The sequence below is a fragment of the Paenochrobactrum glaciei genome (genome assembly GCF_039522165.1).
Lineage (GTDB): Bacteria > Pseudomonadota > Alphaproteobacteria > Rhizobiales > Rhizobiaceae > Paenochrobactrum > Paenochrobactrum glaciei.
The window spans coordinates 1-20,511 of record NZ_BAAADE010000013.1 but is presented as its reverse complement, the minus strand read 5'-3'; the positions used below and the strand labels follow the sequence as shown (position 1 = coordinate 20,511).

The 20,511-nt window shown below is 45.8% G+C and carries 23 protein-coding genes and 2 pseudogenes; 19 read left to right on the top strand and 6 right to left on the bottom strand.

Features of this window, described 5'->3' with window-relative positions:
- The first annotated feature begins 41 nt into the window (after positions 1–41).
- From ABDZ76_RS16365 to ABDZ76_RS16300, 14 genes are all read left to right on the top strand, one after another.
- Positions 42–980, top strand: a complete 939-nt coding sequence (locus tag ABDZ76_RS16365) for a 2-dehydro-3-deoxygalactonokinase (protein WP_343808006.1) — start codon at positions 42–44, stop codon at positions 978–980.
- Entirely contained in the window at positions 977–1,618 is a 642-nt protein-coding gene (locus ABDZ76_RS16360) for a 2-dehydro-3-deoxy-6-phosphogalactonate aldolase (RefSeq protein ID WP_343808003.1), read from the top strand. The genes ABDZ76_RS16365 and ABDZ76_RS16360 overlap by 4 nt, the downstream gene beginning before the upstream one ends.
- 5 nt (positions 1,619–1,623) lie before the next feature.
- On the top strand, positions 1,624–2,496 hold the full coding sequence (locus ABDZ76_RS16355) for an SMP-30/gluconolactonase/LRE family protein (RefSeq protein ID WP_343808000.1): 873 nt from the start codon (positions 1,624–1,626) through the stop codon (positions 2,494–2,496).
- Positions 2,496–3,380, top strand: coding sequence for an aldose 1-epimerase (locus tag ABDZ76_RS16350; protein WP_343807997.1), 885 nt, complete (start codon positions 2,496–2,498; stop codon positions 3,378–3,380). Before ABDZ76_RS16355 ends, ABDZ76_RS16350 begins: the two co-directional genes overlap by 1 nt.
- A 35-nt stretch (positions 3,381–3,415) precedes the next feature.
- On the top strand, positions 3,416–4,564 hold the full coding sequence (dgoD, locus tag ABDZ76_RS16345; protein ID WP_343807994.1) for a galactonate dehydratase: 1,149 nt from the start codon (positions 3,416–3,418) through the stop codon (positions 4,562–4,564).
- Positions 4,565–4,584: 20 nt separating this feature from the next.
- A complete protein-coding gene (locus ABDZ76_RS16340; RefSeq protein ID WP_343807991.1) occupies positions 4,585–5,364 on the top strand; it encodes an SDR family oxidoreductase in 780 nt (259 codons plus the stop codon).
- Between the two features lie 253 nt (positions 5,365–5,617).
- The gene (locus ABDZ76_RS16335) at positions 5,618–6,355 is read left to right on the top strand and encodes a FadR/GntR family transcriptional regulator (RefSeq protein WP_343807988.1); all 738 of its coding nucleotides are present in this window, start codon (positions 5,618–5,620) and stop codon (positions 6,353–6,355) included.
- Positions 6,352–7,317, top strand: a complete 966-nt coding sequence (locus tag ABDZ76_RS16330) for a tripartite tricarboxylate transporter substrate binding protein (protein ID WP_343807985.1) — start codon at positions 6,352–6,354, stop codon at positions 7,315–7,317. Before ABDZ76_RS16335 ends, ABDZ76_RS16330 begins: the two co-directional genes overlap by 4 nt.
- Positions 7,318–7,326: 9 nt before the next feature.
- Positions 7,327–7,800: a tripartite tricarboxylate transporter TctB family protein gene (locus ABDZ76_RS16325; protein ID WP_343807982.1), complete on the top strand. Its 474-nt coding sequence runs from the start codon at positions 7,327–7,329 to the stop codon at positions 7,798–7,800.
- The gene (locus tag ABDZ76_RS16320) at positions 7,797–9,296 is read left to right on the top strand and encodes a tripartite tricarboxylate transporter permease (protein ID WP_343807979.1); all 1,500 of its coding nucleotides are present in this window, start codon (positions 7,797–7,799) and stop codon (positions 9,294–9,296) included. The genes ABDZ76_RS16325 and ABDZ76_RS16320 overlap by 4 nt, the downstream gene beginning before the upstream one ends.
- A gap of 101 nt (positions 9,297–9,397) precedes the next feature.
- A complete protein-coding gene (locus tag ABDZ76_RS16315) occupies positions 9,398–10,150 on the top strand; it encodes a ribonuclease activity regulator RraA (protein ID WP_343807976.1) in 753 nt (250 codons plus the stop codon).
- Positions 10,151–10,325: 175 nt separating this feature from the next.
- Positions 10,326–12,041, top strand: a complete 1,716-nt coding sequence (locus ABDZ76_RS16310) for an IlvD/Edd family dehydratase (RefSeq protein WP_343807973.1) — start codon at positions 10,326–10,328, stop codon at positions 12,039–12,041.
- 10 nt (positions 12,042–12,051) lie between these two features.
- Positions 12,052–12,960, top strand: a complete 909-nt coding sequence (locus tag ABDZ76_RS16305) for a dihydrodipicolinate synthase family protein (protein WP_343807970.1) — start codon at positions 12,052–12,054, stop codon at positions 12,958–12,960.
- Between the two features lie 119 nt (positions 12,961–13,079).
- Positions 13,080–13,781 carry a FadR/GntR family transcriptional regulator gene (locus ABDZ76_RS16300; protein ID WP_343807967.1) on the top strand — a complete coding sequence of 234 codons (702 nt, stop codon included), beginning with the start codon at positions 13,080–13,082 and terminating at the stop codon, positions 13,779–13,781.
- Positions 13,782–14,268: 487 nt separating this feature from the next.
- Here ABDZ76_RS16300 and ABDZ76_RS16295 read toward each other — a convergent pair whose 3' ends face one another.
- On the bottom strand, positions 14,269–14,625 hold the full coding sequence (locus ABDZ76_RS16295) for a hypothetical protein (RefSeq protein ID WP_343807964.1): 357 nt from the start codon (positions 14,623–14,625) through the stop codon (positions 14,269–14,271).
- Positions 14,626–14,741: 116 nt separating this feature from the next.
- Here ABDZ76_RS16295 and ABDZ76_RS16290 point away from each other — a divergent pair, with 116 nt between their 5' ends.
- From ABDZ76_RS16290 to ABDZ76_RS17700, 3 genes and pseudogenes are all read left to right on the top strand, one after another.
- Entirely contained in the window at positions 14,742–15,218 is a 477-nt protein-coding gene (locus tag ABDZ76_RS16290) for a DNA-packaging protein (protein ID WP_343807961.1), read from the top strand.
- Positions 15,218–15,617, top strand: a pseudogene (locus ABDZ76_RS16285) (hypothetical protein); the annotation flags it as partial. The gene ABDZ76_RS16290 and the pseudogene ABDZ76_RS16285, both read left to right, overlap by 1 nt.
- Positions 15,618–15,924: 307 nt before the next feature.
- Positions 15,925–16,395: a terminase large subunit gene (locus ABDZ76_RS17700; protein WP_374844817.1), complete on the top strand. Its 471-nt coding sequence runs from the start codon at positions 15,925–15,927 to the stop codon at positions 16,393–16,395.
- Here ABDZ76_RS17700 and ABDZ76_RS16280 read toward each other — a convergent pair.
- Positions 16,332–17,031 (bottom strand): annotated as a pseudogene (locus tag ABDZ76_RS16280) (transposase); the annotation flags it as partial. The gene ABDZ76_RS17700 and the pseudogene ABDZ76_RS16280 overlap by 64 nt on opposite strands.
- A 76-nt stretch (positions 17,032–17,107) precedes the next feature.
- Here ABDZ76_RS16280 and ABDZ76_RS16275 point away from each other — a divergent pair.
- Positions 17,108–17,290, top strand: a complete 183-nt coding sequence (locus ABDZ76_RS16275) for a hypothetical protein (RefSeq protein WP_343807958.1) — start codon at positions 17,108–17,110, stop codon at positions 17,288–17,290.
- Positions 17,291–17,292: 2 nt separating this feature from the next.
- Here the strand turns inward: ABDZ76_RS16275 and rpsU are convergent, their stop codons facing one another.
- From rpsU to ABDZ76_RS16260, 3 genes are all read right to left on the bottom strand, one after another.
- Positions 17,293–17,583, bottom strand: coding sequence for a 30S ribosomal protein S21 (gene rpsU, locus ABDZ76_RS16270; protein ID WP_343807955.1), 291 nt, complete (start codon positions 17,581–17,583; stop codon positions 17,293–17,295).
- A 143-nt stretch (positions 17,584–17,726) separates the two neighbouring features.
- Positions 17,727–17,936, bottom strand: a complete 210-nt coding sequence (locus ABDZ76_RS16265) for a cold-shock protein (protein ID WP_343807952.1) — start codon at positions 17,934–17,936, stop codon at positions 17,727–17,729.
- A 400-nt stretch (positions 17,937–18,336) separates the two neighbouring features.
- Positions 18,337–18,564: a hypothetical protein gene (locus tag ABDZ76_RS16260; protein WP_343807949.1), complete on the bottom strand. Its 228-nt coding sequence runs from the start codon at positions 18,562–18,564 to the stop codon at positions 18,337–18,339.
- Positions 18,565–18,752: 188 nt separating this feature from the next.
- Here ABDZ76_RS16260 and ABDZ76_RS16255 point away from each other — a divergent pair, with 188 nt between their 5' ends.
- Complete coding sequence (locus tag ABDZ76_RS16255) at positions 18,753–19,220, top strand: hypothetical protein (RefSeq protein WP_343807946.1); 468 nt, start codon at positions 18,753–18,755, stop codon at positions 19,218–19,220.
- Between the two features lie 57 nt (positions 19,221–19,277).
- Here the strand turns inward: ABDZ76_RS16255 and ABDZ76_RS16250 are convergent, their stop codons facing one another.
- On the bottom strand, positions 19,278–20,126 hold the full coding sequence (locus ABDZ76_RS16250) for a hypothetical protein (protein WP_343807943.1): 849 nt from the start codon (positions 20,124–20,126) through the stop codon (positions 19,278–19,280).
- Between the last annotated feature and the right edge of the window lie 385 nt (positions 20,127–20,511).

Below are 20,511 nucleotides of genomic sequence, written 5' to 3'. Positions count from 1 at the left end.
TTGTGCAAGTTAAATTTATAATGAAATAACAGGAGTTCCCGGTGGGAGAAACGAAAACTGATAGTGCTTTTTATGCGCTCATCGATTGGGGTACGTCAAGTTTCAGGCTATGGCTTGTGGATGAGAATGGTAGTGTTCTCGCGCAATCACGTAGTGATGAAGGGATGATGTATGCCTCAGAAAATGGTTTCTTGGAAACTCTGGAAAGACATTTAGCTCTATCAGGTGCGTCGTTTGACTTGCCTGTCGTTATCAGCGGCATGGCTGGTGCGCGCCAAGGTTGGAAAGAAGCGCCTTATATTGCGCTTCCTTCTGCTCTAAGCGGTATGGCAGCGCAGTCAGTTAAGGTTGAGCATGGAGCGCGGGATATCCGTATTTTGCCAGGTATGGCGCAAAAAAAACCTGAAAGCCCGAACGTTATGCGGGGCGAAGAAACACAATTGGCCGGTATTGCCAATTCGATGCCGACCGGTTTGGTTTGTATGCCTGGAACCCATTGTAAATGGGTCGAGCTAAAAGATAACGCGGTGACTGAGCTTACCAGCTTCATGACAGGTGAAATTTTTAGTGTTTTGTCCAAAAACTCTATTTTGAAACACGCGATGGAAGCGAACGCCGAGTTCGATGCTCAAAACCCAGTGTTTTTGCGTGCGATGCGTCAAGCACTAGAAGAGCCGGGGCAGGTTTTTTCGATGTTTTTCTCTATCCGTGCTGGCCAATTGCTTGGTTTTGAGCAGGTGGATGAAGGAGCCGCTCATTTGTCCGGTCTGCTTATAGGCGCGGAAATTGCTGCGGCCAAGCAGATTTACGGCACTGGAAAAGCTGGTTTGGTCGCATCAGATCGCTTGAACGCACTTTATCTGCCCGTCATGCAAGAGGCTGGTTTCACCGTTACTTTGTTTGACGGTGAAGATGCGGTTCGCACAGGATTACTAACTGCTGCAAAGCAAATTAAAGCACATGCTGGAAATATAAAATGATGAACTCACCCGTCTGGCCGACATTTAAGCGCCCTCTCGTTGCAATCATTCGTGGCATCGAAAATCACGAAGTTGAGGACATTCTGACCGTTCTGGTAGAGGAAGGGTTTGAGGCTATCGAAATACCGCTTAATTCACCCAATCCATGGGTGTCTATTGCTAAAGCTGTTGAGCTTTTTGGGTCAAAAGTTTTGATCGGAGCGGGAACAGTTCTTTCTGTTGATGATGTAGAAAAGCTTGTGGCAGTCGGCGGCAAGCTGATGGTTAGCCCCAATACCAATGCTGAGGTGATTAAGGCGGCAGCCGCGCATGGTATTTATTCTATGCCCGGTTGTTATACAGCGACGGAAGCTTTGATCGCTGTGCACAGTGGTGCATCAGCTCTTAAGTTTTTTCCGGCAGGAACTTTAGGCCCGTCGGGCATTGCCGGCATTAAAACCATTCTGCCAAAAGATGCAGTTATTGGTGCGGTTGGCGGTGTGTCAGAGCATAATTTTGCTGATTACGCTAAGGTGGGTATTAAAACATTCGGCATTGCTACCAGCCTGTATCAGCCAGGTGACGATGCTGCCACAGTGCGGGAAAAAGCACGCGGTATTATTGCTGCGTATGATGTTGTTTATGGTGTTGAGGCTTAAATGAAATGAGTGAAGCACTTCGCCGTCTTGCCGATATTTCCTGTTTATTAGGTGAAGGTCCGACCTATGACCGTTATTCGGATACGGCGTGGTGGTTTGATATTCTGAACAAACAGCTTTTTGAATATCGTTTTGGTGACGATAGCTTGAAGAAGCATGAGCTTCCCTTTGCAGCCAGTGCTTTGGCGCGTATTGATGAAAAACGCCAGTGCCTTTTTACCGAACAAGGGCTTTATATCCGTCAATGTGATGATGGCAGTTTATCTCTGCTTCATGCAATTGAAGCTGAAAATAAGCACACGCGCTCCAATGATGCGCGTGTGCATCCATCCGGTGCGTTTTGGCTCGGCACAATGGGCTGGAATGCTGAAAAAGAAGCGGGATCGATTTATCATTATAATCGCGGCGAATTACAAACCCTTTTCAAAGGCGTCACTATTCCGAATGCCATTTGCTTCTCACCAGATGGTAGTGTTGGTTATTATGCAGATACAGCACTCCAACAGGTGATGAGGGTCAATCTAGACGTAGCCAATGGTTTACCCATAGATGAGCCAGAGATTTTCATCACTGATTTTCCGGAAAATGGCGCGCCAGATGGTGCTGTGACGGATGCATATGGCAATATTTGGATCGCGCTTTGGGGGGCGTCAATGGTGGGCGGATATGATCCGCAAGGCCATTTGTTTCAAACCATTTCTGTGCCGGCCCAACAGGTGAGCTGCCCTGCCTTTATAGGTACTGATGCCAGACGGATGCTTGTTACGTCGGCTGCGGTTGGTTTGGAAGAAGATGTTCAAACGGGCACAGATGGTGGTGTGTTTTTATTTGATGCCCCCATTCAAGGTAAAATTGAGCCAGATCTGGTGGTGTTGTAATGACGCTGATTAGTTTGGAAAACGGGCGGTTAAGAGCAAAAATCACGCAGCAAGGCGGAGCTGTGCATGGTTTGTGGTGGCTAGATCGGAATTTGGGCGAAGTTCCATTGTTGCGCCCGACGCTTGAAGATGATGCACATGTGCTTCAAACGTCGGCCTATCCGCTTGTCCCTTTTGGAAATCGTTTAGGCGGAAATCAATTTACACTCAATCAAAAGACGTATGTTTTTTCGCCAAATCATACTGGTCAGCCTCATTATATTCATGGCGATGGCTGGTTGGGGCAATGGGATGTGAAAGAGCAAGGCTTAGCATCTGCTACATTAATCTACCGTCATGCAGGTGGACCTTATTGCTACGAGGCAGAGCAGTGTTTTGAGCTTGGGAATGATGTCTTCACTGTGACCCTCGCGGTTATCAATAAAGGGGCAGAGCCTTTACCTTTTGGGTTGGGGTGGCACCCGTTTTTTCCGCTTACGCCACAGACGAAATTACAATTTTCAGCTTTGGACTATTGGACCGAAGGAGCGGGCTCGCTACCGGATGAAATGTGCTCCGTGCAGGGTGATTTTGATTTTCGCATAACGCGCAAAATTCCGCAGCGATGGTTCAATAATGGCTTTTCAAACTGGGATGGGGACGCGCTTATCACTTGGCCGGAAAGCGCTTTATCCATACAAATAGAAGCCGATCCGTTATTCCGACATTTGTTTTTATATCAGCCCTATGAGGCCTGGAGTGATCAAAGCCCTTTTTTCTGTTTTGAGCCGATGACCCATCAAGGCAATGCGCATCATTTAGAAAATATGGGCGATTTGAAACTGCTTAAACCGGGTGAAACATTACGCGGTTCTGTTCGCTTGTTGCCGCGTAAGCAATCTTGAATGCTTTAAATTACCTCTTGTAAATGAGACGTTTCATGAAAATTACTAAGCTAACGACATATATCGTGCCGCCACGCTGGCTGTTTTTGAAAATAGAAACTGATGAAGGTATCACTGGCTGGGGAGAACCAATTGTTGAAGGGCGTGCAGCCACGGTTGCAAAGGCTGTTGAGGAGCTGTCTGATTATTTGATCGGTAAAGATCCGTTCTTAATCGAGGATCATTGGAATGTTATGTATCGTGGCGGTTTTTATCGTGGCGGTGCAATTCATATGAGCGCGATTGCGGGCATTGATCAGGCATTATGGGACATTAAAGGTAAGGCACTGAATGTACCGGTGCATCAATTGCTGGGTGGACAATGCCGTAACAGTATTCGTGTTTATTCCTGGATTGGTGGAGACCGTCCTTCCGATGTAGCCAATAATGCCAGACAAATGGTAGAGCGGGGTTTTACGGCGGTTAAATTGAATGGCGCTGAAGAGTTACAAATCGTCGATAGTTATGCGAAAATTGATGCGATTGTTGAGACAATCGGAACTGTACGTGATGCAGTCGGTCCGCATATTGGCATTGGTGCAGATTTTCATGGTCGTGTCCATCGTCCGATGGCCAAAGTGTTAGCCAAAGCTCTTGATCCGTTTCGTTTGATGTTCATCGAAGAGCCGGTTTTGTCTGAAAATTATGAAGCGATCAAAGAGATTGCAGCGCATACATCAACACCTATTGCTCTGGGTGAAAGGCTCTATTCACGCTGGGATTTTAAAAACATTCTGGCCGGTGGCTATGTTGATATTATTCAACCGGATCTCTCGCATGCAGGCGGGATTACGGAATGCCGTAAAATTGCATCCATGGCAGAAGCTTACGATATTGCACTTGCGCCGCATTGTCCGCTAGGCCCTATTGCATTGGCCTCATGCTTGCAGGTCGATGCGGTCAGCTACAATGCCTTTATTCAGGAGCAGAGCCTCAATATTCATTACAATCAAGGCAATGATATCTTGGATTACATCAAAAATCCTGAAGTGTTTGATTTCAAAGATGGTTACGTGAAAATTCCGCAAGGACCGGGTCTGGGCATTGAGGTGGATGAGGACTATGTCATCGAACGCTCGAAAACCGGACATAATTGGCGCAATCCGATCTGGCGTCATGCCGATGGCAGTCTGGCTGAGTGGTAAGGCATTGAAAGGTTAGGGCTATGGCTACGCGTCTTTTAGGCAAGAAAATTATCGTAACAGGGGCAGCGCAAGGCATTGGCCTTGCTATTGCGCAATGTTTCGCGGCTGAAGGTGCCGCACTGTTTTTGATTGATATGGATGAAACGCTATTGGAACGCGCGGTCAAAGCCCTGCGAGATGATGGTGCAGCTGTTGGTTATGGTATTGCCGACATTTCGGATGCCAAACAAATTGATCAAGTGGTACAGCAGGCAAATGCAGAGATCGGTACGATCAATGCTCTGGTTAATAATGCTGGCATCAATGTTTTTTCCAAGCCCTTGGAAATGTCTGATGATGAATGGGAACGCTGCTTTAATGTAAATTTAAAAGGTGCGTGGAATTGCTCCAAAGCGGTTTTGCCAGGCATGATTGCCCAAGGTGGCGGCGTTATCTTAAATATCGCTTCTACACATGCTTTCACTATTATTCCGCATACATTTCCATATCCGCTGGCGAAACACGCTTTACTGGGCATGACGAAGTCACTCGGACTTGAATATGCAGCACAGCAAATTCGTGTGAATGCCATTGCGCCGGGTTATGTCGAAACACAAAAAAATATTGATTATTGGAATAGTTTCGATGATCCCGCGGCAGCAAGAGCTGAAACGATGGCGCTTCATCCTGGTGGCCGTATTGCCAGTGCAAAAGAGATCGCCATGGCAGCTGTTTTCATGATTTCGGACGAGTGTCCTTTCATGAATGCCACATGTTTGACCATTGATGGCGGCCTGAGCGTTCAGCAGCATAGCGTATAAATAGAACTGGTTGGGTTTGTCCTGAATTCGATATTCAGGGATGTCTCAAGAGCCGGAAAAGATTGGCAGTGTTGATTAAACGCCAATTCTTTCCGGCTTTATTATTGTTTTTTAACTGTAATTTCGACCTTAATCATAATATGAATTAATTGATTTATCTCTATTTTTACACAAAATATTACATATTTCAGGTAAAATTATGATATTGTAGAATCAATCATCATATGTTTAAAGGGGGTGAGGAGAGATGAATATGGTTGCCAGTAATGCAAAGCTGAACAAGCGCGAGCTTGTCTTAGATCGCCTAGGGCGGGATATTGCTGCGGGCGTTTTTGCTGTTGGTGAGAAAATCCCTCCAGAACCTGAACTTGAGTTACGCTTTGAAGCCAGTCGCTCCGTTATTCGGGAAGCTATCAAAGGGCTTGTTGCAAAAGGTATGATTTCGGTTGGCCCTAGGTTGGGGACAAGGGTCAATCCGATGCAAGAATGGGGGCTTCTTGACCGCGATGTTTTGCAGTGGTTGTTGACATCACCCAATGCAGACAAGAATCTTTATTTCGCTATCGATGAAGTGCGCGCCATGATTGAGCCGACCTCGGCTATGTTGGCTGCGCAACGAGCAACTCCGGCTCAGGTCGCAGAAATCAGAAAAGCATTCACTCGTATGCAACAGGCTGCGGTTGATATGGATGTTGATGCAGCTGTGCAGTCGGATCGAGATTTTCACATTGCTGTTCTGAAAGCGACACAAAATCCGGTTTTGCAAGCATTCGATAATGCTGTTGGCGCAATTCTGGGCGTTTTATTCGTTACTACTCATATGGAACATTTCACAGCCAACCTTGGCCGGCATGGTGAGGTACTGGAAGCGATTGCCAATAAGCAGCCTTTTGAAGCAGCACAGGCAATGACGCGCGTAATCGGCTTTACGACCGAATTGCTGCAGCAAAATCAAATAATCGGAAATAAAGGACTTGGAGGAGAACTATGAAAAAAATTACTTTGGCTGTGACTGCTTTATTGATGGGCAGCGTATCAGCACTTGCTGAATATCCTGAGCGGGCAATTAGCTTCATTGTGCCATGGAATGCTGGTGGCGGTACTGATGCTATTGCTCGTACTTTCGCGGCTGGCTTGGAAAAAGAACTTGGCACTAAGGTAAATGTGATTAACCGGACCGGCGGTGCAGGTGTTGTCGGTCATCAGGCAATGAGCAGCGCTGCGCCGGATGGTTATACAATTGGTTTGGCGACCGCCGAGCTCGTTTCTTACTATTGGAATGGGCAAGCAGAGTTTACCTATAAAAACTATGTGCCAATATCCTTGATCAATCTGGACCCTGCGGCTTTTCATGTTGCGGCAGACAGCGAATGGAAAGACTTAAACCAAGCGCTTGAAGCTATCCGTACGGCACCTGCCAATACCTATAAGTTGTCGGGCATGGCACCGGGTGCGGCATATCATATTGCGCTCTCAGAAATGCTAAAGAGTCAGAATATTGACCCACTGAACATTACAGTTATTCCGACGCAGGGCGCCGCACCGGGCTTTCAGGAATTAGTGTCAGGTGGCGTGCAATTGCTACCCTTTTCACTGCCTGAAGGTCGCACTATGATTGATGCTGGCAAAGTCAGATCACTTGCTGTTTTCTCTGACAGCCGTTCACCTTCATTTCCAGATGTGCCAACTTTGAAAGAGGCTATTGGCCTAGACTATGTCAACGGAACATGGCGCGGGATTGTCGGTCCTGAAGGTATGCCAGCCGACATTCAGGCCAAACTTTCCGATGCTTCGCAAAAGGTTGTCGAAAGCGAAGCCTTTAAAAGTTTTATGGATAAGCAAGGCTATGGGATCTTCTATAAAAACTCAGCTGATTTTACGGATTTCTTAGAAGAAAAACAGCAGTCTGTGGGTGAAGTTCTCAAGTTGTTGAAGCTTCGCGTTCGAGACTAGGATTTTCTCATGCGGATCTCTGACGTCTTGTCCGGTATTGTTTTTTTAGTATTCGGATTGTGTGTAATATTTCAGGCTGGCCGTCTCCCCTCTATCGGGGGAGGCGTGCTATCTCCGGGCTTTTTTCCTTCGATTTTGGGAACTGGTTTGGCCTTGGGAGGAGCTATTGTTGCAGGCAAAGCTCTATTGCGGAAAGCTACGTCGCCAATCATCCATTTTGAACCATGGATGAAGGATGGTCGTAAAATCACTACGATTGTTTTGATTGGCTTGCTGATACCGTTTTTTGCTTTTGCGAGTCCGCTATTGGGCACTGTGACAACTTCATTTATTATTCTTATGTCGATGATGTTGGTGCAAAAACAAAAGCTTATGACAAGCTTTATTGTTTCGGTAATTGTTTCGCTTTCGGTCTATTTGCTCTTTTCAAAAGCCATGGGGGTACCACTCCCGGTCGGTGTTATTGAACGGATTTTGCCATGACTGCATTTGTTGATGCCCTGCCGATGGTTTTATCGTTTGATGTTTTAAGCATCATAATAATATCGGCTGCTTTTGGTTTATTTGTGGGCGCTACACCCGGCTTAAGCGCCACAATGGCAGTTGCTTTGATCGTGCCAGTTACTTTCTTTTTGTCGCCAGTAGCAGCTATCGGAGCGATTATTACGTGTTCAGCGATGGCTATTTTTGCCGGTGATATTCCTGGCGCTTTGCTTCGTATTCCAGGGACACCTGCTTCTGCTGCCTATGTGAATGACACATATGAACTGAATAAGCAGGGAAAACTCGCGCTTGGTCTTGGAACAACGCTGACTACGTCTGCAATTGGCGGAATTATTGGCACTGTCATTTTGGTAATTGCGGCGCCGCAATTGGCTAGTTTTGCGTTGAATTTCTCCAGTTATGAATATTTCTGGCTCGCACTGCTTGGTTTATCTTGTGCAACAATTGTTGCACCCGGTGACCCGATCAAAGCCTGGATGTCGTTGTTTCTGGGGGTATTATTGTCGACTGTCGGGCTTGATGTTGTCAGTGGCCAGCAACGTTTTACATTTGGCATTATTGATCTGCAGGCGGGTGTACCTTTAATTGTTGTGCTGATAGCTGCATTTGCGATCGCTGAGCTTTTTAGAAAAATGACCAGTGATGATGCGCCCGTTCCTATTCCACCGCCTTTAAGCTTTGGTTTTCTACGGGGGCAGGGCGCAGTATTGTGGAAGTATAAAACCGGTATAACCCGCGGTAGTTTGACAGGAACATTTGTTGGTGCCTTGCCCGGGGCTGGTTCAGATATTGCAGCGTGGATTTCTTACGCAATTTCCAAGCGTTTTTCCAAGACACCGGAAAAATACGGAACGGGTCATCTTGAAGGTGTTGCTGAAGCCGGTGCGTCGAATAACGCTGCGCTGAGCGGCTCTTATGTTCCGACCCTGGTATTTGGTATTCCGGGTGACTCCATTACTGCGATTGTGGTTGGGGTGTTGGTTATTAAGGGTATTCAGCCCGGCCCAATGGTTTTCACTAGTTCACCTGAGCTTTTGAACTCGCTTTATATTGTTTTTTTCTTGTCTAATATTCTGATGGTTCCTTTGGGCATCATTGCAATTATGATGGCGCGCCGAATTTTGATGGTGAAGCCGGGTATTCTCTACTCAATCATCTTGCTTTTATGCATGATGGGATCTTTTGCTACATCAAATTCGCTGTTTGATCTCTGGTTCCTTTTGATCGTCGGTGTAGTGGTCTGGATTCTGGATGCGAATGATTATCCTGCAGGGCCAATCGTATTAGGGCTGGTTCTTGGGCGCATCGTCGAAGAAAACTTCATGAATAGCGTTTTGAAATCAAACGGCGACATCGTTGCATTTTTCAATAGACCAGTGGCGGGTGTGCTTGGTGCAATCACGGTGATGGTTTGGTTGTTTCCGCTCTTTGCAACACTTTACCGCAAAATGGCAGGCAAGAGAAAAAGCCCGTAGCCCGAATAAACGAGCCTCTCCTCTGAGCATATTCATTCTTTGAGGTGAGGCGATTTCATATCGCAACAGTGCATATAGAGTTGATTTTTATAGGATAGGTTATGACACATACGCCTGATATCCAGCGTCCGGATAAAGAGTTAGTTGCAGGTTTGGCCAAGGTTGGCAGTGCAACTGCTTCTGCGGAATTATGCAATATGGGGGTGAGGGATGTCCAGATTTTGGGTCCTGTTCCTTATACACGTGGTCGTGCGATTGCAGGACCTGCTTTGACTTTGCAATTCATGCCAAAGCGTGAAGATTTATATGGCGGCAAAGAATATGACGAGCCGGAAAAGCAGTTGCATCGTCATGTGCTTTATCATGTGCAAGAGGGTGATATTGTTGTTGTGGATGCGCGCGGCGATATGTCGAGCGGTATTTTTGGCGAAATGATGCTGACTTATTTTGCTGGCCGCGGTGGTGCTGGCATGGTGATCGACGGTTGTATCCGCGATGCATCAGAAGCTTATAAACTGGATATTGGTTTCTGGATGCGCGGCACAACGCCTAATTACCACACCCAAACCAATATTATGCCATTTGCTGTTAATGTTCCCATTGCTTGCGGTGGTTCGCTTGTTTGTCCGGGTGATATTATTATCGCTGATGATGATGGTGCAGTCGTTGTTCCGATCACTTTAGCACCAGAGTTATTAGAACGCGCTAGCAAACATGCAGGCTGGGAAGAGTTTTCTAAGTTTCGCTTGTCGCAGGGCGGAGATTTGCGCAAATATTATCCGCTGACACCTGAAGTCGAGGAAGAGTATCAGGCTTGGAAGGTGCAAAAAGAGAGCGATAATTCAGCCGTTTAATGTGATGTCCAGATGATTTTGCACCGACTACATCGGTGCAAAACTGCCTTTCGTTTTTATTAGTCATCCGGCAAGTTTAAATTAGCCTTGTGAGTTGATTGACAGTTAATAACTCCGATTATATGAGTTATTAACTTCAGTGATGACAAATTCCATAAGTGCGGGAGCGTTGGAAATGGTGCATAAATTAAGATCACAGCATTGGTTTGGTGGATTAGATAAGGATGGCTTTATTCACCGGAGCTGGATGAAGAATAATGGTCTGCCGGATGACGCATTTGATGGCCGTCCGATCATTGGTATTTGTAATACATTTTCAGAGCTAACACCTTGCAATGCCCATTTTCGTGGTTTGATTGAGCATATTAAGGCAGGCGTACTGGAAGCAGGCGGCTTGCCGTTAGAATTTCCGGTTTTCTCATGCGGCGAGTCTAATCTGCGTCCAACGGCTATGCTTTTTCGCAATCTTGCCTCTATGGATGTTGAAGAATCTATTCGTGGCAACCCGATTGATGGTGTCGTGTTGATGGCGGGGTGTGATAAAACCACACCGTCACTGGTGATGGGTGCAGCTTCGTGCGACATGCCTTCAATTGTCGTTTCAGGCGGGCCGATGCTCAATGGCCGTTTTAAAGGTCGTCAGATTGGCTCTGGCACAGATGTCTGGAAGTTTTCAGAAGATGTGCGAGCCGGCGTGATGTCTGAGCAAGAGTTTTCTGAGGCTGAGAGTGCGATGTCACGCTCACCCGGTCATTGCATGACCATGGGGACAGCGTCGACAATGGCGTCTATGGTTGAGGCGTTGGGTTTGGCTTTGCCGGGCAATGCTACCTATCCGGCTGTTGATGCCCATCGGGCGCGTCTTGCACGTCTATCCGGGCGCCGTATTGTTGAAATGGTCAAAGAAGATTTGCGTCTGTCTGCGATCTTAACACGAGAAGCTTTTGCCAATGCTATTCGTGTCAATGGAGCAATTGGCGGCTCGACCAATGCTGTTGTGCATTTGCTGGCGATTGCTGGACGCATTGGTGCGCAGCTTTCATTGGATGATTGGGATAAATTCGGTCAGAATATTCCGACAATTTTGAACCTAATGCCTTCCGGAAAATACTTGATGGAAGACTTTTGCTATGCGGGCGGTTTGCCAGTTGTCATGAAAGAAATAGCGGATCTGATTGATCTGGACTGCATGACTGTGACCGGGAAAACTGTCGGTGAAAATATCGCCTCAGCGGTCAATTATAATAGCGATGTGATTTTACCGCGAGAAAAAGCACTGACCGATAACGGTGGTATTGTGGTTGTCAGAGGCAATCTGGCGCCCGATGGCGCTATTATTAAACCATCTGCTGCCACAAAATCGCTGATGAAGCATCGCGGTCGTGCGGTGGTTTTTGAAGATATTGATCATTACAAACAGCGTATTGATGATCCTGATCTCGATATTGACGAAACCTGCATCATGGTTTTGAAAAATTGTGGGCCAAAGGGTTATCCGGGCATGGCTGAAGTGGGCAATATGGCATTGCCCCAAAAGCTTTTGCGCAACGGTGTTCGTGACATGATCCGACTTTCTGATGCGCGAATGTCCGGAACGGCTTATGGCACTGTTGTTTTACATGCGGCGCCGGAAGCTGCGATAGGCGGGCCCTTGGCGCTTGTCCGTGATGGTGACTGGATTGAGCTGGACGTTGAAGCCCGTAAACTTCATCTGGATGTGAGCGATGCAGAGCTTCAGCTGCGTCTCAAAGATTGGAATGCACCACAACCGGCCATGCAGGGAGGCTATCAGAGCCTTTATGTTGAACGCGTCATGCAAGCTAATCATGGTGCGGATCTTGATTTTCTCGTTGGCTGCCGTGGGCATGCCATCCCTCGCGAGAGCCACTAAGGAATATAGTATGAGCTGTTTCTCCGTTGCCGATCTTCATGGCATTCACGCTATTCTTTATGCATTATTTGATGCCGATGAGAAGTTGGACCGTGAGGCCATGCGTAAACAAACTGAAATATGTTTGGCCAATGGTGTTCATGGTATGGCTGCATTAGGTTTGGCAACGGAAGCTTCCAAACTCAGCGAAAATGAACGTATGCAGGTGATGGAGTGGCTTGTTGAGGACACAAATCAGCAAGTTCCTGTGGCGATAACTATTTATGGCTCTTCCGTTGCTGAACAGGTGCGCCAAGTCCGTCACGCTGAAACTCTTGGAGTCGATTGGGTTATTTTGCAACCGCCAATGATCGGCAGTTATTCTGCAAAAGAGTATATGCATTTTTTTGGCAGAGTTGCTGATCAAACCTCATTGCCTGTTGCGATCCAAAATGCACCAGCATTGATGGGGCGCGGATTAAATGACGCCGATATTCATACATTATGTGAGCAGCATCCCAATATCCAATTAGTAAAGGGAGAAGGGCCGGTGGTCGATATTGCTGGTCTGATTGAGGTGACGAAAGGCCGTCTACCGGTTTTCAATGGACGTGCCGGCCTTGAGCTACCTGATAATCTGCGCGTGGGCTGTAAGGGGCTTATCTTGGCACCTGACTGCATTGATTATGCTGTGAAGGTTTATGAGTTTTTCATGGATGGCTGGGAAGAAGAGGCCCAACAGACTTATGAAAAAATGCTGCCTGCGGTGGTCAATACAATGCAAGGCATTGAGCATTTGATGTGTTATGGTAAACGCTTGTTTGGAAAGCGTGCCGGTATTGCCATTTATGATCGCGCTCCGTCTTCACGGCCAACGCATGCAGGCCTAGCGATGATTGACCGTTTTGCTGAGCAGCTTGGAGTTTTTGCCGTTGAATAGTTTGTGAGTTTAAGATTGCAGCTGTGGACATGTTAAGAGCAGGGGCACTAAAATCCGTATAGTAATTTGAAGCCTTCTGTATGGCTTTCCCCGTAGTTAGGTGATGATAGGCTTTGATAATGCGTCCATTGGAATTGGAACAAAGAGGCTTACCGGCGCAGATTGCCGGAGAAATTGGTCGTAGAATTACGCTGGGCGAATATAAACCTGGTGATTTCCTGCCGAAAGAACTGGAATTTCTAGATGCACTTAATGTAAGTCGGACGACTTTGCGTGAAGCTTTGGCTATATTAACGACAAAGGGATTTATTGAAGCAAAGCCGCGGCTTGGTACGCGTGTACGTGCACCAGAGTTTTGGAATACACTCGATCCGCTTGTTTTGTCATGGCACAGTGATGCGCCTGATCAAGCTGCAGTGATCGAAGAGTTGTTCGAATTACGCATGGCTATTGAGCCGCTTGCCGCAAAATTGGCTGCACGACATGGTACGAGTGTCGAGCATGAAAAAATTCGTCAAGCCTATGTGCAAATGACTGACTTAACGACTTCTGTGGCGCGTGCAATTGAAGCTGACATCGAATTTCATCTATCTATTTTTCAAGCATCTCATAACCGATTCTTACTGCCCGTTACTTCGGTCATCAGGGCGGCCTTAACAGTTAGTATTCCTAAAACTATGGCCTCGGCACATGATCAGTTAGCTTCATTGAGAAAGCACGAGGAAATTTTATTAGCCATAGAAAATAAAGATGAGAAAATGTCTTTCTTTAAATGTGAAACTTTAATTAAAGAAACATATAAGAGAAATTTTGAAATTTAAACATTAGTAGTTAAAGATTTTACTTGTTCTCTAATTTATATATCGCTTTGATACACGTTTCACACTTATAGCAAAATTGCCTTTTTGCCATGAGTGGCAGTATTAAATTTCAAAATAGCTACCTCAACAATGGGGCCGAAAGAGGATCGTCCATTTTCAGCGAGAAAACGCGCTAAGCAACCATCCATCATCGACATTGAGACCACAACTAACCACTGGCCGTAATTCCCGAAGACGAATGGGTAGCAGTGCAGCACCTTTAGTAGGCATCCGATTTCTGTAGAAAACTCAACGCTCTTTCTTGAAGGTATTATTTAATCTCCGTCGTAGGCATCGCTGGCCTATATAGACCGATTGGCAACGCCACCATAATGACGGTTGCAACATGAAAAAGCCGCCAGAAAGTCGAGCGGCCTAATGTTACAAAGGTGGCACTATCTATGTTTAATAATAGCTTATTACGCTAAAATTTCAAAATCAATCGTTCTTAAAGATGAACGTGCTCTTCCCAAAACTTAATAGTATTTGGGTCCGATTTTTCGCCTCGCTCCTTCAATATTATTCCAATGGTCGGATTTTCAGAAAGGTATTCGATAGTTTTTTCCAAACGACTAAAAAGTTCTATGACTTCTTCAGCCTCATAATTCCATTTTTTATTTTCACCGTCGTAAACAGCCAATTCATGAGCTCGATCAAATTGATAAGTCTCAATTGTATCCTCAATCGGCTTGACAATCCCAATATGATCAAGGATCAATTGTCTACAAACCTCTGCCCCCCCACACACACCTCTGATTTCATTTTTTCTACGCTGAGGATAAGATCTTGGAATTCTGTTTCCCAATTTGTTCCTTCGTAAGATTTATTAATATTCAGAACATTTTCAAATCTCTTAGCACTAGATAGATTGAACCGCTCGGCTATCGCTGGGCGGTTTTTTATTGTCCAAAAGGAATTTTGATGACAGATCGCGATCCTGAAAACGGACGCTTCCTGAAAGGCAACCGCTTTTGGGAGGCGCGTTCCTCTCATTGTGCAAAGCCTAAGTTTGAAAATGCAGAAGACTTATGGTCTGCATGTTGTGAGTATTTTGACTGGGTAGATAATAATCCGCTGGATGAGGATAAAGTCACATCGTTTCAGGGGGGGAATACGCATGAGCCGATTGCTAAAATGCGAGCCATGATCATTGCAGGGTTATGCCTGTTTCTGGATGTATCGCGCGATACATGGTCAGAATGGAAATCAAGCCGCACCGATTTATCCGACATCATATCGCGAGCCGAGGCTGTTATTTACCAGCAGAAGTTTTCCGGCGCTGCGGCTGATCTTCTCAATGCAAATATCATCGCTCGTGAGCTTGGCCTTGCTGACAAAGAAAATCATTCATCCAGTGACGACACCGACATTAATTCAACTTGTAGCACTAAAGGGTAATGACAGCGGTTAATATAGAACTCTCCCTGAAGCTGATAGATGTGTTCTCTGGTGAGGCGGACGTTCGGGCGGCGTGGGGAGGACGAGGTTCTGGTAAGACGCGCTCATTTGCCACGATGGCAGTGGTACGCGGCTATATGTTTGGCATGGCTGACATTGATTCCGACCTTGCGTGAGGAAGGTGAGGGATGGAGCGCTGAGCTTTGGTTGACGTAGAACCAGCGAAGCCCAGATGCCCCGGTCGAAAAACGGTTTCGGTTTGTTGATAATCCACGGATCAAGGGCATTGAGATTAATTGGCGGGATAATCCGAAACTTCCGGCCAAGTTTGACCGCGAACGATTGGACGACTTGAAAGTGCGGCCAGATGAATATGATCACATTGGTGAAGGTAGATACCGCACTATCTCTGATGCGCTTATATTTAGAAACCGCGTCTCATTTGAAGCATTCGCAAAGCCTGCAGAAGGCACTACATTACTGTTTGGTGCAGATTAGGGATTTGCAAAAGACCCGACAACACTCATTCGCTCGTGGATCAAGGACGAATGCCTCTACATCGACTATGAGGCTTTCGGGCACGGTGTTGAAATCGATGAGACCCCGCAGCATTTTTAGAAGTGTGCCCGACGCTGACCGATGGCCGATTAAGGCAGACAGCGCACGGCCGGAGACGATCAGTTATATGGTTCGGTAGGGCTTCAACATTCGGGCTGCTGAGAAATGGTCTGGAAGCGTTGAGGACGGCATCGCCCATATGAAGGGATTCAAGCGGATTGTTGTGCATCCTCGTTGTGTGCACATCTCAAAAGAGTTCCGCAACTACAGTTACAAGGTCGACAAGCATACGGAAGAAATCTTTCCGATTATAGTCGATGCCTTCAATCATGGAATCGACGCGGTGCGCTCGGTAATTGGGCAAGCTGGCAGGATGACGACAATAGAAAAACCTCGTGTACGTGTTCCGGCACGAAGTGCAGATAGTTTTGCTAATTTTCAGGCAAGGCTGGGTGTTGGACAGGGCGCGACTAATCTCTCAGAGGTTCTACCTATAAGTCTAACCCGATCAGCCGTAATCGCGTTTTGTTGGAAAATATGTATCGCGGTTCGTGGCTGGTTGGGTGCGCTTGCGCTAAAGTCTTGTTTTAATAGGTTCGGTGCAATGTTGAAGGTATGATGACTATCAGTTGTCCGTTTGAGTTTACGCGTTCGAACAACTGTAATGTTATTCTGATGCATCAAGCGTCCAACCCGACGCTGTCCGATCTGCAGGCCCAGCGCTTTCAACTCTTCTGTCATACGTGGCCTGCCATAGCTCCCCAAACACAACCGATGCTGTTCGCGTATATGTGCAAGAAGTATAAGATCACGACGCTGGCGCAGTGATGGAGGGCGGCGTTTCCATGCGCGTAAACCACGATCTGTTACGCCTATCAAACGACATATGCGTGAACGTGAGAGAGAACCACGGTAATCCGTAATAAACTGAAGTCTCATGGCTTTTGTACTGCGAAAAATATTGCTGCGTTCCGCCGGGTAATCGATTCACTGGATCGATTACATTTCCGGCTTCAATTTAATATCTTCCTCTTCTTCCGAAGGATACGGTTCTTTTTGCGTAAACGTTCATTCTCACGCAGAAGATCAATATTTTGACTAGGAATTTTATTTTCATCGGAAATTGACGCGATCCATTTCCCAAGCGTGGAAAGCCCAATACTTAAATCTGGCGCAACTTGACGCGTGTTAAGCCACCGGTGAGTGCTATGCGAACTGCATCACGCTTAAATTCATCACTATGCTTTAATGACATATATGGTCATCCTTGATGACAAATAATGCTCTCAAAAAGACCGGAACGAAACCGTGACAAGTCCAGGGTAATTCGCATGGAGGGCAAGGTTGAGCAACTTGAGCGTAAGATCTATGACCTCGACACGAAGGTTACCGAAATGCATCAGCTTCTCACTCAAGCCAAAGGTGCTCGATGGATGCTGATGCTTATGATAGCAGTAGGAGGGTTCATTGCAGGCAAGATAGTGCCTATCGTTCAATATTTATCTGGGCGTTGAAGCTATTCACTAGATGTGCTGGATGCACTGTTTGTTTGAAGTGAGTTAAATCTCGGCCTTTGTAGAGGACTTTTTCTTTTAGACTTTGGCAGGAGGCCATCCTTTTGCGCTTGTTTTTTAGCGGCTTTACGTGCGCGACTTATTGCATCAGCCTTTTCACGAACTCGACGTTCAGATGGTTTCTCATAAGCACGTCTTGCTTTTAACTCACGAAGTATGCCCTCCTTTTGCATTTTTTTCTTTAGAACATGGAGAGCCTGATCAACATTGTTGTCACGTACTAAAACTTGCAATTTGTCCCCTTTCTCATTCTTAGGAATGATTGGAGTTGTGAATAATAAATGAAATAAAAAAGGCCGAGCGATTGCTCAGCCTTTAAAACTCACAGCCATTACTGTGCCAGTACATCCGTGGTCACAAGAAGGCGGCTACAGAATTAAGCTGCTTGCAGGTTGCTAGCAGATGTCTTACCTGAGCGATTATCGCGCTCGGTATCAAAGGAAATTGTTTGACCTTCGGTCAATGACTGTAAGCCTGAGCGCTCAACAGCAGAAATATGTACAAACACATCTGCGCCGCCATTGTCAGGCTGAATAAAGCCAAAGCCTTTTGTAGAATTAAACCATTTAACTGTGCCGGTGGTCATAACGAACCCTTTCTTAGCAACAATAGGATACTCCCAGCACAAAAATGTACTGTGAACGTGATAGCGATTTTTTGAAAGAAGGTTCGTTAAAGACGCACATGATGCGTAGAAAGCAAAGCTAAACAAGCAAATATCGATGTAGTTAATGTAGGGTGCAGACTCATAATGTCAACCCTTGGTTTGAAATAAGTTTCAATACAACTATTTGTTGACTTTGAAATCAGGGATGACACTAATAGAAATTACTTTGCTTCTTGATTTCCTTCTTCCTTATGCTCCATGCAAAAACCACAACTTGCCATAGCGGCCTTGAAAGTCGAAGCTGTCCCATTTCTTACAGCTGTTATGCCTGCAACAGTGTTCATTCATTCCTTTGGATGTTTTGCCTTCTTTTCCTTGCTCATGCGATGCCGCCTACAAAGCCGCTCAACTCGTTGAGTCGCACCATTGCCATGCGCACATGTCCATGGTATCCGCGCCCTTTGCATAGTGCGTGTTTTTCAATCTCATCCAAATAAAGTTGTCCGTAATCTGCTTTTGCGCAGATCTCTTCGCGGGTGGTGTAGATGAGGCGGTTGCATTTCGTGCAAATCAGCTCAAGCCGTTTATCGTCGCTCAGATCCTGCACCAGTATGCTTTCTTTCTAGGTGGTCATTACCAAAAGTCCTCAGCTGAAGAAATGCGTATATAATTATTTAAAGTTTCCAATTGGAAGGCGGGCAGATTAAAAAAAGTCTTTAGATGCCTTTTTTGCTCAGGTTTTAATTATATTAAATCTTAAGTTCACTATTAATCGAATGGCTGGGGATATTGGGCATGTTAATTTGGTTTCGTAATAATCCTGCTTTTATAGCATTGATCGGTGCACTATTGTTTACAGGCGGTGTGTTCTTGGACGTCTACTCTGGCAAAAATAATTATGTTGCAACTTTACTGATAGTGGGAGTGACATTGTTTTCACCGGCAATTAGCCGGATATGGACAGCTTCTAAGCTCTACGAAAAACAACAGCGATTTCAATTTATTATTGTTATCTTGTGCGGTGCGGTTGTCTTTATTTCTTCTCTGTTTGCTGGCCGTTTACTTTTGACTGCATGGTTAACAGGGGATCTTCGTATCGCTGTGCGGGGTGGTGGGGAGTTTGCCGTAAATTATTACGAGAACGCGAAAAAGTTTGGATTTTATTTCACTGTTTATACGGTGCTAGCGCCACCAGGCTTTGTGATTGGACTGTTCATGATGCTGAAGCCTAGATTTTTTAGTCAGCGAATAGGCAAACAATGATTAACTGGCAATCTGCTCTGGTGACGAGTAGATAACCGAGGATCACAATATTATCTTTCAGATATTGATTTTATTGGCGCGTCCAAGTGAATTCTTGTCTGTAATATCTGCCCTTGGTAGGGGGTGTTCTAATTCAATAATCTTTACCTCTCCCGATAGAATTGGCTTTGCCAAAATTCGGTACATATCTGCATCAAAGAGTGTTTGGGGACTAAGTTTGTATTTTTGAACGCTGCGTTCTGATTTATAACTACCGTGATAGCGCCAATTATGAAGCACGTGATATTCGTTTAGACGGCCAAAGCTTTCATGTAATGCGATTGCACCGTCATATGGCCATGTAGCGACTTTATATTGGTTAAGTGCTGTGCTAAGGCGTGTGTCGTGCTGCTGTAAGTTTTCGTTGCCACAACAAGCACCCGCGCATTTTTTGATAGCGGAGCGAAAGCACGCCCTTCCTTTTGTACTTGGTTCAAAACCTAATATGCTGAGGCATAGTCGGTATTCATCAGCCAAGTCACGCAGCCGTTCCTTAGCTGTTGTTTGGTTTTTGAACAGTCCAAATAATTCGACATTGGAGCCGGTTTCCTGTTTGTCCATATATTGAATAGTAAGGCCATTCTCAGTGAGTGCAATAGAGCAGGTATCTTTAGTCTTTCGAAGACGTTTGTTAAATAGAGGCTGTTGCTCTTTGATCATCTGCGCCTCTAAAAGTAGGGCGCTGATGTCACCGGCTGTCGGTATATGACTGATGTTGCAGGTCTGCTTTAGTAGTCGCGTCTCTTTCGGATTTCGCAAATGAGACAATAACCGAGAGCGTATATTAATGCTCTTGCCGATATAAAGCGGATAGTTTTGATTACTTCCATGAAATACATAAACGCCCGGCACTTGTGGTGCTTCCATTACCTGCTCCCGCTAAGAGGCAGAATATTGATACAGTATACTATCAGCTTCAACTGTTTCTGAGGGAAGGTAATGCGGAAACATCAGGCTTTCATTTCGACAGTTTATGTTGTCATTTTTTGACTTTTAAAGTTTGGCACAAATAGGGCTGTTATTTCGTTTCCTTGTCGCCTTCTTGCTTATGCTCCATGCAAAACCAAAACTGGCCATAGCGCTCTTGAAAGCCAAAGCTTCTCCATTCCTTGCAGTTGACCTGAGTGACCTGAGCCCCAACACTCCTCCATTTTTCAGGAGAGTCTTGGGTTATACTATTGGCCTTAAGCGGCCTGTTTTTCTAGAGCCATTTTTATGGCGAACTCATTCGGTGTGACATTGCCGAGTGAAG